Here is a 12,532-nt window from a genome sequence, read left to right as displayed (position 1 = left end):
CGGGCCCACCCAGTTTTCACGAGTTCAGGAGTCCCGCTTTGGGCAATTACATCCTCCGCCGTATCCTGCAGGCCATCCCGGTCCTGCTCGGTACGACGTTCCTCATCTACTTCATGGTGTTCGCCCTCCCTGGCGATCCCATCCTCGCGCTCTTCGGCGACCGGACCCCCAGCCCGGCCGTCCTCGAACAGCTGCGCGCGGAGTACAACCTCGACAAGCCGTTCATCGTGCAGTACTTCCTGTACCTCGGCGGCATCCTCACCGGCGACCTCGGTACCTCGTTCTCCGGGCAGCCGGTCTCCGAGATCCTCGCGCAGACCTTCCCGGTCACGCTCCGCCTCGCTGTCCTCGCCGTCTTCTTCGAGATGGTCGCCGGCATCACGATCGGGCTCGTCTCGGGACTCCGCAAGGGCGGTATCTTCGATGCGTCCTTCCTGGTCGTCAGCCTCATCCTCATCTCGCTGCCGGTCTTCGTGGTGGCGTTCATCGCGCAGTTCGTCTTCGGCATCCAACTCGGTTGGTTCAGGGTGACCGTCGGTGCCGGTGCGCCGATACAGGACCTGTTACTTCCGGCGCTCGTGCTCGCGACGATCAGCTTCGCGCAGATCACCCGCCTGACCCGCGGCGCCGTGATCGAGACCCAGTCGCTCGACTTCGTGCGCACCGCGGCCTCGAAGGGCCTCAGCCGTCGTCGCATCATCCCGGTGCACATCCTCCGTAACTCGCTGATCCCGGTCGTCACCTACCTGGCCGTCGACTTCGGTGTGCTCATCGTCGGAGCAACGGTCACCGAGGGCATCTTCAACGTGCCCGGTGTCGGTCGCACGCTCTACCAGGCGATCATCCGCGGGGAAGGGCCCACCGTCGTGTCCTTCGTGACCGTGATGGTGCTCGTCTATCTGCTCGTCAACCTGCTGGTCGACCTGCTGTACGCCGTGCTCGACCCGAGGATCCGCTATGTCAAGTCATGATCAGGAACCACAGATGAAGCGTTCATCCACGCACTTCGTCGCCCCGCTAGAGGAGACGCCGCTCGCGGTGATCGATGCTGTCAAGGTCGACGAGAAGCCGAGTAACCTCTGGACCGACGCCTGGGCGTACATGCGCCGTCAGCCGATGTTCTGGATCTCGGCCGTGCTCATCGTCCTCGTCGTCGTCGTGTCGCTGTTGCCCGGCCTGTTCTCACACGTCGATCCACGGAGCTGCAATCTCGACAACAGCCTCGGCGACCCGTCGCTCGCGCATCCGCTCGGCTTCACGAAGCAGGGCTGCGACATCTACTCGCGGGTCATCTTCGGCGCCAACACGTCGCTCGCGGTCGGGCTCATCGTGACCGCGATCGTCTGCGTGCTCGGCATCAGCTTCGGTGCGTTGTCCGGCTTCTACGGCGGCTGGGTCGACTCGGTGCTCTCGCGCATCGGCGACATCTTCTTCTCGATCCCGTACATCCTCGCCGCGGTCGTGGTCATGTCGGCTCTCGCCGCATATCGCAGTGTCTGGACCATCTCCCTCGCGGTCGGACTGTTCGTCTGGCCGAGCGTCGCGAGAGTGCTCCGTGCTGAGATCCTGCGCGTGAAGAACGCGGACTACGTGCAGGCCTCCATCGCTCTCGGCGTCTCGCGGTTCCGGATCCTCGTGCGCCACGTCCTGCCGAACTCGATCGCCCCGGTCATCGTCGTGATCACGCTGTCGTTGGCCTCGGCCATCGTCGCGGAAGCCACGCTGTCCTTCCTCGGCGTCGGACTCGGCTCGGAATCGATCTCGTGGGGCGCGGACATCTCGCAGGCCCAGCGCGACCTTCGGACCGCTCCGCAAGTGCTCATCTACCCGTCCATCGCGCTCTCGCTCACCGTGCTCAGCTTCATCATGCTCGGCGAGGTTCTGCGCGATGCACTCGACCCGAAGGCGAGGGCACTCCGTTGAGCAGCCACACCCCATCGGCCGGCGCACGCACCGGGCAGCCGCTCCTCGAGGTCAAGGACCTCGAGGTCGGGTTCCGGACGCAGAGCGGTACCGTCCAGGCCATCCGTAAGACGAGTTTCACCATGATGCCCGGTGAGACGGTCGCGATCGTCGGTGAATCGGGTTCCGGTAAGTCGACGACGGCGCACGCCATCATCAACCTGCTCCCCGGGACCGGCAAGATCACGGGCGGCGAGATCCTCTTCGAGGGTCGCGACCTCTCCAAGCTCTCGCGCAAGGAGATCGAGGACGTTCGCGGACGCCTGATCGGTTTCGTGCCCCAGGACCCGATGTCCAACCTGAACCCGGTGTGGAACATCGGGTTCCAGGTCGAGGAGGCCATCCGTGCCAACGGCATCGCCCAGGGCAAGCAGGCCGTTCGCGCCAAGGCGATCGAGGTGCTCCAGCAGGCCGGTCTGTCCGACGCCGACCGTCGCCTGAAGCAGTTCCCGCACCAGTTCTCCGGCGGCATGCGTCAGCGCGTGCTCATCGGTATCGGTCTGTCCTCGAGCCCGAAGCTGCTCATCGCGGACGAGCCCACCTCGGCGCTCGACGTCACGGTGCAGCGGAAGATCCTCGACCACCTCGAGAGCCTGACTCGCGACAGCGGCACGGCGCTGCTCTTCATCACGCACGACCTCGGCCTCGCCGCCGAGCGGGCCGAGAAGCTCATCGTCATGTACAAGGGGCAGATCGTCGAAGCCGGTCCCTCGGTCGAGATCCTCCAAAACCCGGTGCACCCGTACACACAGCGTCTTGTCGCTGCGGCGCCGAGCCTCGCATCCCGTCGTATCCAGTCCGCGACCGGGTCGCTGGAGACGCTCGAGCACGAGGCCCCGGCCGGTTCCGAGGGGATCGACCTCATCGTCGCAGCGGAGCACCGTGCCGCCGCGCAGCTCGATCTCGCGAAGGTCGAGCCGGCGATCGTCGTCGACGACTTGGAGAAGGTGTACAAGATCCGTGGACAGAAAGGTCAGGCGAGCGAGCTGAAGGCTGTCGACGGTGTCTCGTTCCAGATCCCGAAGGGCACCACCATGGCCCTCGTCGGCGAGTCTGGTTCGGGCAAGTCCACGGTCGCGAAGCTGCTGCTCCAACTGGAGACTCCGACCTCGGGCAGTATCCGCATCGGTGGCAAAGTGATGGAGGGGCTCGATCGCAAGGGCCTCCTCGCGCTGCGCCGGAAGATGCAGCCGGTCTTCCAGGACCCCTACGGTTCCCTCGACCCGCTGCGGAACATCGGCAACACGATCGCTGAACCGCTCGTAACGCACAAGGTGGGCGACAAGGCCTCCCGCCGTGCTCGCGTGCTGGAGCTCCTCGACCAGGTCTCGCTGCCGCAGGCGGTCGCGACCCGGTACCCGAACGAACTCTCCGGTGGACAGCGTCAGCGCATCGCGATCGCTCGCGCACTCGCGTTGAAGCCTGAGATCGTCGTCCTCGACGAGGCGGTGTCCGCGCTCGACGTCCTCGTCCAGGCGCAGATCCTGCAGTTGCTCGCCGACCTCCAGTCGGAGCTGCAGCTGACGTACCTCTTCATCACCCACGACCTCGCGGTCGTGCGCGTGATCGCCGACAACGTCGCGGTCATGCAGAAGGGGAAGATCGTGGAGGCGTCGACCACGGACGACGTCTTCGAGAACCCGAAGCAGCAGTACACGCGCGAACTCCTCGACGCCATCCCCGGCGCCGGGATCGAGCTCGCGCTGTAACCGGCGCACCACGTCGAAGGGCGGTGCCGCGGAGTGATCCGGGACACCGCCCTTCGACGTTGCGGGAGGCGTCCGCCGGTCGCTAGCCGAGGAGCGCCGAGGCGACGCCCCAGAGGACGAGTGCGGCCGTGACGCCGAGGGCGACGACGTCCCAGCGCGAAGTGGCGAGGCGGTCGTCCTTCGGGTCGATCCGGCCCCAGCGTTCGTGCGCACGGTCGATGAGGTCTACGGCCGTCGGACCCTCGTTCCCGGCGCGACCGGGTCGGCGGACACCCGCCGCGCGGTCCTGGTGGTCGACCCCGCGTCGTCCGGCGCGTCCGCCGATCATCGACGGGCGGTCGAGACCGGCGCTCGGCGCGCCCCAGCTCGTGATCTTCCGACCGTCGCGGAGGAGCACCGTGAGCTGGTAGCGGCTGGTCGCCTCCTCCATGCGCGACCACGGGATGTCGTGGAGACGCCCCACGTTCACGATGGTCAGCTGCGACGGCTCGATGACGATGCAGGGGCGGACGAGGACGAGGTAGACCAGCCACACGACGAGGAGCTCCCACGGGAGCGCCTGGACCGCGAAGTTCCAGGCCCCGCGGCCGACGGCGTCGATGATGAAGAAGACCATGAGCAGGGCGGTGACCCCGAGGATCCAGAAGCCGCTCGTGCTCCGCAGAGTGGTCCGATTGCCGGCGTTCGTCGCTTCGTTCACGTCCACCATCCTTCCAGGCCGCCGACCCGCGGGGCCGCACGGCTCGATCAGGCGGTGACGAGCCGGTCGCTCTCCGCATGGTGACACGCCACGAGCCGTCCGTCGACGGGGCGCTCTCGCGGATCGTCGCGTTCGCAGACCGCCTGCTTCTCCGCCGGCAGCAGCTGGAACAGCGGGCAGCGGCTCCGGAAACTGCAGCCGACCCGGTCGTCGCTGGGGGAGGGGAGGTCGCCGTTCAGCAGGATGCGCTGCCGGCTGCGTTCGATCTCGGGGTCCGGGACCGGCACCGCGGAGAGGAGCGCCTGCGTGTACGGGTGCTTCGGGTCGTCGAAGATCGTGGCACTGGGTCCGTACTCGACGATGCGCCCGAGGTACATGACCGCCACGTCGTCGGCGATGTGCCGGACGACGGCGAGGTCGTGGGCGACGAACAGGTACGAGAGTCCGAGCCGCTGCTTGAGGTCTTCGAGCAGGTTGATGACGCCGGCCTGGACGGAGACGTCGAGCGCGGAGACCGGCTCGTCGAGCACGAGGATCTTCGGTTCGACGACGAGCGCCCGGGCGATGCCGATGCGCTGTCGCTGGCCACCCGAGAACTCGTGCGGGTACCGGCCGGCGAAGGACGGTTCCAGGCCGACGAGTTCGAGCATGGCACCGACGCGGGAGCGGATCTCGGTGGGGGAGACCCCGTGGACGGTCAACGGTTCGCCGATGATGTCCTCGATCGTCATGCGCGGATCGAGCGAGGCCATCGGGTCCTGGAACACCACCTGGATGTCGCTGCGCAGCTTCCGGCGGTCGGGCTTCGACAGCGTCGCGGTGTCGACCCCGTTCACGTGGATGCTGCCGCCCTGCGTCCTGGCGAGTTCGAGGATCTCCATGATCGTCGTCGTCTTCCCGCAGCCGGACTCCCCGACGAGGCCGAGGGTGCGTCCGCGCTGGACGCTGAACGAGACCCCGTCGACCGCGCGGACGGTGCCGATGTGGCGACGGAACACGACGCCCTTCGTGAGCGGGAAGGCGCGGGTCAGGTCGCGGACGTCGAGGACGGTCTCCGGAGCGACCTCGGCGACGAGCTCCTCCGGTACCTCGTCCGGCCGAGGGAAGATCTCCGGGCGGCGCAGCGACCCGTCGGCGATCTCGCCGGCGCGGATGCACGCCGCGGTGTGGTTGACCGAGGTCGTCGGGTCCTCGACGGGACCGTCGAGGACGGGGAGCAGCGCCGGTTCACCCTCGAGGCAGGCGGCCACGGCGATCGGGCAGCGCGGGGCGAAGGGGCAGCCGGTCGGCACGGTCGTCAACAGCGGTGGGCGTCCCTCGAGCGGGACGAGTCGCTCCTGCTGGTTCGCGGCCATGTTCGGCATGGAGCGCAGCAGACCGATCGTGTACGGCATGAGGGGTTCGCGGAACAATGGGACGACGGGTGCCGTCTCGACGATCCGACCCGCGTACATCACGGCCACCCGGTCGGCGTTGCCGGCGACGACACCGAGGTCGTGCGTGATGAGCACCACGGCGGCACCGGTGATGTCCTTCGCCTTCTGGAGCACCTCGAGGATCTGCGCCTGGATGGTGACGTCGAGCGCGGTGGTCGGCTCGTCGGCGATGATCAGCTGCGGGTCGTTGGCGATGGCGATCGCGATCATGGCCCGCTGACGCATGCCACCGGAGAACTCGTGCGGGAACGACTTGGCACGCCGCTCCGCGTTCGGGATGCCGACGATCTTCAGGAGTTCGACGGCCCGGGTCTCGGCGGCGCGCTGCGAGAGCGCGGAGTCGTGGAGACGGAGGCCCTCGGCGATCTGCTGACCGATCGTGTAGACGGGCGTGAGGGCCGAGAGCGGATCCTGGAAGATCATGGCGATGTCGCGCCCGCGGATCTTCGACAGTTCCTTGTCGGACTGGCCGAGCAGCTCGACGCCGTCGTAGCGGATGCTGCCGCTCACCTGCGCATTGGTCGGGAGCAGTCCCATGACGGCCATCGAGGAGACGCTCTTGCCGGAGCCCGACTCGCCGACGATGCCGAGGAATTCGCCTCGCCGCACCTCGTAGGAGACACCGCGGACGGCGTGCACCGGCGTGCCGGCGTTGGGGAAGGTGACGCTGAGGTCGTCGACCTTGAGGAGCGGCGCGGTCGCCTGGGGGTCAGTCACGGTTGGCTCCTGAGGTCGGGTCGATGGCGTCGCGGAGGGCGTCGCCGAGGAGGCTCGAGGCGAGCACGGTGATGACGAGGATCGCTGCCGGGAAGACGAACAGCCAGGGCCGCGTCACGGCCGCACTCGCACCGGCGGCGAGGAGAGTACCGAGCGAGACGTCGGGCGCCTGGACGCCGAAGCCGAAGAAGCTCAGCGTCGTCTCCGACAGGATCGCCGCGCCGATGCCGAGCGTCGCGTCGATGATGAGGAGGCTCGCAACGTTCGGGATGATGTGCCGACGGATGATCGTGAACCCGGGGACGCCCATGAAGCGCGCGGCCTTGACGTACTCGCGTTCGCGGAGCGACATCGTCTGCCCGCGGATGACGCGGGCGAGCACCATCCAGCCGAACAGGACGAGGAAGACGACGAGGGCGAGCCAGGAGAGCGACTTGAACGCCGGGCTGAGGAGCACGAGGAGGAAGAATCCGGGGATGACGAGGAGCAGGTCGATGAGCCAGACGATCGCCTTGTCCCAGACACCGCCGACGTAACCGGCGATGGCCCCGATGAGTCCGGCGATGATCGCCGCCCCCGGGCCGACGATCAGGCCGATGACGATGGACTTCTGCAGACCGACGAGGGTCTGCGCGTACACGTCCTGGCCGATGTTGTTCGTGCCGAACCAGTGCGACAGCGAGGGCGGCTGGCTGAAGGCGAGGCCGTCCTGGTCGGTGAAGGACCAGGGGGAGAGCAGCGGGCCGATGAAGGCCCAGAGGATGATGAAGAGGAGGACGCCTCCACCGATGCGGGCGCGCTTCGTGGCGAGCACCTTCCGGAGGATCGTGCGTCCGCGGGACTGCGGCCGCTTTGGTGCATCCCGCATCGTCTCGGGTTCGCCGACGGTGAGGGTCGATGGGTCGGTCAGTGCCATGTCGTTACACCCGCACTCTCGGGTCGAGCGCCGCATAGATCACGTCGGAGAGGGTTCCGGCGATCAGGACGAGGATGGAGGTGAAGAGGATCGTTCCGGCGGCGGCGTTGATGTCCGAGTTCGAGACGCTCGTGAGGAGGTACTCGCCCATGCCGTGCCAGCTGAAGACGTTCTCCGTCACACTCGCGCCGGTGAGGATGAGTCCGAACGAGTAGGCGAAGAACGTCGACATCGGGATGAGCGCGACGCGGACGCCGTGTCGGATGATCGCGGAGCCGCGGGTCCGGCCCTTCGAGCGGGCGGTCCGGATGTAGTCGGCGCTCATCACGTCGAGCATGGCGCTGCGCTGGTACCGCGAGTACGAGGCGACGGCGCCGACGGTGAGGGTGATGGTGGGCAGCAGCAGATGCATCGCCCGGTCGCCGAACTGTGTCCAGAACCCGCCCTGTAGGCCGGCGGTGTACTCGCCGGTGAAGTTGATGACGTTCGTGCCGACCGCCTGGTTGAGCGACGTCGCGAGGATCATGAGCACGACGCCGATGACGAAGACGGGCATCGCGAGGATCGTGAATGAGGCGTAGGTGATGATCTGGTCGCTGGCCCGGTACTGCCGGACGGCGCCCCAGACGCCGAGGGCGACGCCGATGACCGCGCCCAGGATGGTGCCGATGACGAGGAGTCGGAGGCTCGTGCCCGAGCGCTCGAAGATGTCGGCCGTGACCTGGGTGCCGCGGGTGCTGACGCCGAGGGACCCGGTGGTCACGAGCTGGGTGACCCAGTCCCAGAGGCGTTCGAGCAGCGGCACCTTCGGGTTGACGCCCATCTTGTCGAGCGCCGCATCGATCGAGGACTGCGGAATGGGCGGGTTCTTCCCGAGGAACCGGGCCGAGGGCTGGAGCGTCATGCTCACGAGCACGTAACCCAGCATGGTGGCGATGGCGGAGAGGAACAGGTAGTTGACCAACCGCCGTGCAATGAACCCGATCATGTACCAGCCTTGCGAAGTCGTTGTGCGGGACCGCGTCGTCCCGTCAGCTGTGCTCCCCTCGTGGGGTGGAGACACTGTAACCCCCAAGTGTCGGGAATCAGAAAACGACGCGTGTTCCCAGGAAACGAAACGTATGTTTCCGGCACGTGTTGCCGATAAATCGAAACGGTAACAATTCGTGCCCACTTGTGGGGGATCCCCGGAGCGGGTGCAAGATGGTGCACATTGGCCTGCGCGCCTTCCGCTCCGCATCGGTGCGGCGTTGCGCAGTTACACGTCACGAAAGGTGGATCTCGATGAGTTCCAGAACACAGGGATCGAAGCGGCGCGGCGGGATGATCCTCGCCGGCGTCTCGATCGTCGCCCTCGCATTGACGGCTTGCACCGGAGGCGGTTCAGGCGGTGGCGGCTCGACGTCGAAGCCCGCCGAGCTGTCCGGCACCGGCTGGGAGCGCGCCGACGCCGACCAGATCGCCCAGGGCGGCACACTCAACCTCGCGGTCGACACGATCCCGGCCAACTGGAACCTCAACAACCTCGACGCCGGTACGGTCGACGACCAGTTCCTCACGAACCTGTACACCCCGTCGTTCGTCAAGATCAAGGAAGACGGCTCCTGGGAGGCGAACCCCGACTACGCGACCTCGGTCGAGCTGAAGAGCGAGGACCCGCAGGTCGTCGAGATCAAGATCAACCCCGACGCCGTGTGGTCCGACGGCACCGCGATCAGCGTCGACGACGTCGCTGCGACGTGGCAGTCCCTGAACGGCGCGAACGAGGCGTACGCACCCACGTCCACGAACGTGTGGAAGGACATCGAGTCCGTCACCGCCGGCGACAGCCCGCAGGACGTCCTCATCACGTTCAAGAACAAGAACGCCGACTGGCCGTCCATCCTCGGCAACATCTGGCCGAAGTGGCTCGGCGCGACGCCGGAGTCGTTCAACACCCTCTGGGCGACCGGACCGTACGCGGCAGACGGCACGACCTACGTGTCGGGTGGCCCGTACATCGTCAGCAAGATCGACCAGACCGGTGCCGTCGTCACCTTCGCGCCCAACCCGAAGTGGTGGGGCGACAAGCCGAAGCTCGACAACATCATCTTCAAGCAGATCTCCCGCGCCGGGCTCGCCCAGGCGTTCTCCAACAGTGAGATCGACGTCTTCAGCGTGGGTTCCAACGCCGACAACTACCAGACGGCTCAGAAGCGCAGCGACGCCGAGATCCAGCGTTCGCGCGGCACCACCTACAACCACATCACGCTGAACGGCACGTCCGAGGTCCTGAGCGACCCCGAGGTCCGCCAGGCGTTCGCCAAGTCGATCAACCGTCAGACCATCGCCGAGGCCCGCCTCGCCGCGATCGACGCACCGACCGACCTGCTGAACAACCTCATCTTCCTCCCGGGCCAGGACGGCTACGAGGACGACGCCTCCAAGGTGCTCGGCTACGACATCGACGCGGCCAAGAAGCAGCTCGAGGACGCCGGTTGGAAGGAAGGCAGCGACGGCATCCGCGAGAAGGACGGCCAGAAGCTGACCGTCCGCTACGTCATCGACTCCGACAACCCGGTCTCCGCCGAGACGTCGCAGCAGGTGCAGGCCATGGTCAAGGAGTCGGGCTTCGACCTCCAGATCGACACCGTCCCCTCGGATGACTTCTTCACGAAGTACGTCACCACCGAGACCCGCGACTTCGACGCCGTGAGCTTCGCGTGGCAGGGCACCGCCTTCCCGATCTCCAGCACCGAGTCGATCTTCTACCCGGCCGACTCCGGGCAGAACTTCCCCGGCGTCACCGACGACTCCCTCGGTGACCTCTGGGCGAGCGCCAACGCGGAGCTCGATCCCGACAAGCGCCTCGAGATCGCGAAGGAGATCGACAAGAAGATCGTCGCCCTCGCGACCACGCTCCCGCTGTTCCCGGTGCCGTACACCTACGGCGTCAAGACCGGCCTCGTGAACTACGGGCCGACCCAGTTCGAGACCATCGACTGGAAGAACGTGGGCTGGAAGAAGTAAGCGACACGACGGGTTCCTCCTGAACCCTGAGGACGACGGGCATCGGCGGGAAACCGCCGGTGCCCGTCGCCGTTCAGCCCCCGGCCAGGACTCCTGCGGTATGATGGTCCGTCGGCACCATCGTGCCCGAATCCCATCCACTTGAAGGAAGCCACCCTTTTATGGCGCTCGCCACTCGTTCCGATCTGCGCAATGTCGCGATCGTGGCCCACGTTGACCACGGCAAGACGACCCTCGTCGACGCCATGCTGCGACAGACCAACTCTTTCGCCGAACACGCCCACCTCGAAGAACGCGCCATGGACTCGAATGAGCTCGAGCGCGAAAAGGGCATCACCATCCTCGCCAAGAATACGGCGATCTCGTACAAGGGCGAACACGCCACCGACGGCCCGATCACGATCAACGTCATCGACACCCCGGGCCACGCCGACTTCGGTGGAGAGGTCGAGCGCGGCCTGTCCATGGTCGACGGCGTCGTCCTCCTCGTCGACGCGTCCGAGGGCCCCCTGCCGCAGACCCGGTTCGTGCTCCGCAAGGCGCTCGAGGCCAAGCTGCCGGTCATCCTCCTGGTCAACAAGACCGACCGCCCCGACGCGCGCATCGACGAGGTCGTCGTCGAGAGCCAGGACCTCCTCATCGGTCTCGCCAGCGACATGGTCGACGACGTCCCCGACCTCGACCTCGACGCCGTCCTCGACGTCCCGGTCGTCTACGCCTCCGGTAAGGCCGGCCGCGCGTCGTCCAACAAGCCCGCCAACGGCGAACTGCCCGACAGCGAGGACCTCGAGCCGCTGTTCGCAGCCATCCTCGAGCACATCCCGGCTCCGCAGTACGACGACGAGCACCCGCTCCAGGCGCACGTCACGAACCTCGACGCCTCGCCGTTCCTCGGTCGCCTCGCGCTCCTGCGCATCTTCAACGGCACGCTGAAGAAGGGCCAGACGGTCGCCTGGGTCCGCCACGACGGCGACGTCCACAACGTCCGCGTCACCGAGCTCATGATCACGAAGGCCCTCGACCGCTACCCGGCCGAGAGCGCCGGCCCCGGCGACATCGTCGCCGTCGCCGGTTTCGCCGACATCATGATCGGCGACACCCTGGCCGACCCCGAGGACGTCCGCGCGCTGCCGGCCATCACGGTCGACGACCCGGCCATCTCGATGACCATCGGTACCAACACCTCGCCGCTCATGGGCAAGGTCAAGGGCCACAAGCTCACCGCGCGCATGGTCAAGGACCGCCTCGACCGCGAGCTCATCGGTAACGTCTCGCTCAAGGTCCTCGACATCGGTCGACCCGACGCGTGGGAGGTCCAGGGCCGTGGAGAGCTCGCGCTCGCCATCCTCGTCGAGCAGATGCGTCGCGAAGGCTACGAGCTCACCGTCGGCAAGCCGCAGGTGGTCACGAAGCGTATCGATGGCAAGGTCCACGAGCCGTACGAGCACCTGACCATCGACGCTCCCGAGGAGCACCTCGGCGCGATCACCCAGCTCCTCGCCGCTCGCAAGGGCCGCATGGAGAACATGGCGAACCACGGCACCGGCTGGGTCCGCATGGAGTTCATCGTCCCGTCGCGCGGCCTCATCGGTTTCCGCTCCGAGTTCCTCACCGCCACGCGCGGTACGGGTATCGCCAACGCGTTGGCGCACGGATACGGCGAGTGGGCCGGCGCGATCACGACGCGCAACAACGGCTCGATCGTCGCCGACCGCTCCGGCGTGGTCACGCCCTTCGCGATCATCGCGCTGCAGGAGCGCATGTCGTTCTTCGTGCAGCCGACCGAAGAGGTCTACGAGGGCATGGTCATCGGTGAGAACTCGCGCAACGACGACATGGACGTCAACATCACCAAGGAGAAGAAGCTGACCAACATGCGTCAGTCTTCGGCCGACAACTTCGAGTCGATGACGCCGCCGCGCGTCCTCACGCTCGAGGAGAGCCTCGAGTTCGCCCGCGAGGACGAGTGCGTCGAGGTCACGCCCGAGCACGTGCGCATCCGCAAGGTCGAGCTCGACGCTCAGGCCCGCCAGCGCAGCTACTCGCGTCTCAAGAAGCAGTCCGAGTAGGCAGCAGCCGCTCC

Annotated in this window: 9 protein-coding genes; 5 read left to right on the top strand and 4 right to left on the bottom strand. The window is 66.9% G+C overall.

What is annotated here, in order from left to right; all coding sequences use genetic code 11:
• The first annotated feature begins 38 nt into the window (after window positions 1–38).
• From IFU30_RS11435 to IFU30_RS11425, 3 genes are read left to right on the top strand one after another with little or no spacing between them, the layout of a single operon-like run.
• Window positions 39–971, top strand: coding sequence for an ABC transporter permease (locus IFU30_RS11435; protein WP_153303412.1), 933 nt, complete (start codon window positions 39–41; stop codon window positions 969–971).
• A gap of 13 nt (window positions 972–984) precedes the next feature.
• Window positions 985–1,923, top strand: a complete 939-nt coding sequence (locus IFU30_RS11430) for an ABC transporter permease (RefSeq protein WP_192005235.1) — start codon at window positions 985–987, stop codon at window positions 1,921–1,923.
• Entirely contained in the window at window positions 1,920–3,671 is a 1,752-nt protein-coding gene (locus tag IFU30_RS11425; protein WP_079002093.1) for a dipeptide ABC transporter ATP-binding protein, read from the top strand. Before IFU30_RS11430 ends, IFU30_RS11425 begins: the two co-directional genes overlap by 4 nt.
• Window positions 3,672–3,753: 82 nt before the next feature.
• Here IFU30_RS11425 and IFU30_RS11420 read toward each other — a convergent pair whose 3' ends face one another.
• From IFU30_RS11420 to IFU30_RS11405, 4 genes are read right to left on the bottom strand one after another with little or no spacing between them, the layout of a single operon-like run.
• Complete coding sequence (locus tag IFU30_RS11420; protein WP_192005234.1) at window positions 3,754–4,371, bottom strand: hypothetical protein; 618 nt, start codon at window positions 4,369–4,371, stop codon at window positions 3,754–3,756.
• 47 nt (window positions 4,372–4,418) lie between these two features.
• Window positions 4,419–6,524, bottom strand: a complete 2,106-nt coding sequence (locus IFU30_RS11415) for a dipeptide ABC transporter ATP-binding protein (RefSeq protein WP_192005233.1) — start codon at window positions 6,522–6,524, stop codon at window positions 4,419–4,421.
• A complete protein-coding gene (locus IFU30_RS11410; protein WP_192005232.1) occupies window positions 6,517–7,440 on the bottom strand; it encodes an ABC transporter permease in 924 nt (307 codons plus the stop codon). Before IFU30_RS11410 ends, IFU30_RS11415 begins: the two co-directional genes overlap by 8 nt.
• A gap of 4 nt (window positions 7,441–7,444) precedes the next feature.
• Window positions 7,445–8,428 carry an ABC transporter permease gene (locus tag IFU30_RS11405; RefSeq protein WP_079705532.1) on the bottom strand — a complete coding sequence of 328 codons (984 nt, stop codon included), beginning with the start codon at window positions 8,426–8,428 and terminating at the stop codon, window positions 7,445–7,447.
• A gap of 296 nt (window positions 8,429–8,724) precedes the next feature.
• Here IFU30_RS11405 and IFU30_RS11400 point away from each other — a divergent pair, with 296 nt between their 5' ends.
• The gene (locus tag IFU30_RS11400; protein ID WP_159878240.1) at window positions 8,725–10,449 is read left to right on the top strand and encodes an ABC transporter family substrate-binding protein; all 1,725 of its coding nucleotides are present in this window, start codon (window positions 8,725–8,727) and stop codon (window positions 10,447–10,449) included.
• A 161-nt stretch (window positions 10,450–10,610) separates the two neighbouring features.
• Complete coding sequence (typA, locus tag IFU30_RS11395) at window positions 10,611–12,518, top strand: translational GTPase TypA (protein ID WP_056007297.1); 1,908 nt, start codon at window positions 10,611–10,613, stop codon at window positions 12,516–12,518.
• Window positions 12,519–12,532: the final 14 nt, after the last annotated feature.

This window comes from Plantibacter sp. CFBP 8798 (assembly GCF_014841195.1).
Classification (GTDB): domain Bacteria; phylum Actinomycetota; class Actinomycetes; order Actinomycetales; family Microbacteriaceae; genus Plantibacter; species Plantibacter auratus.
This window is presented reverse-complemented; position numbering and strand designations above follow the sequence as displayed.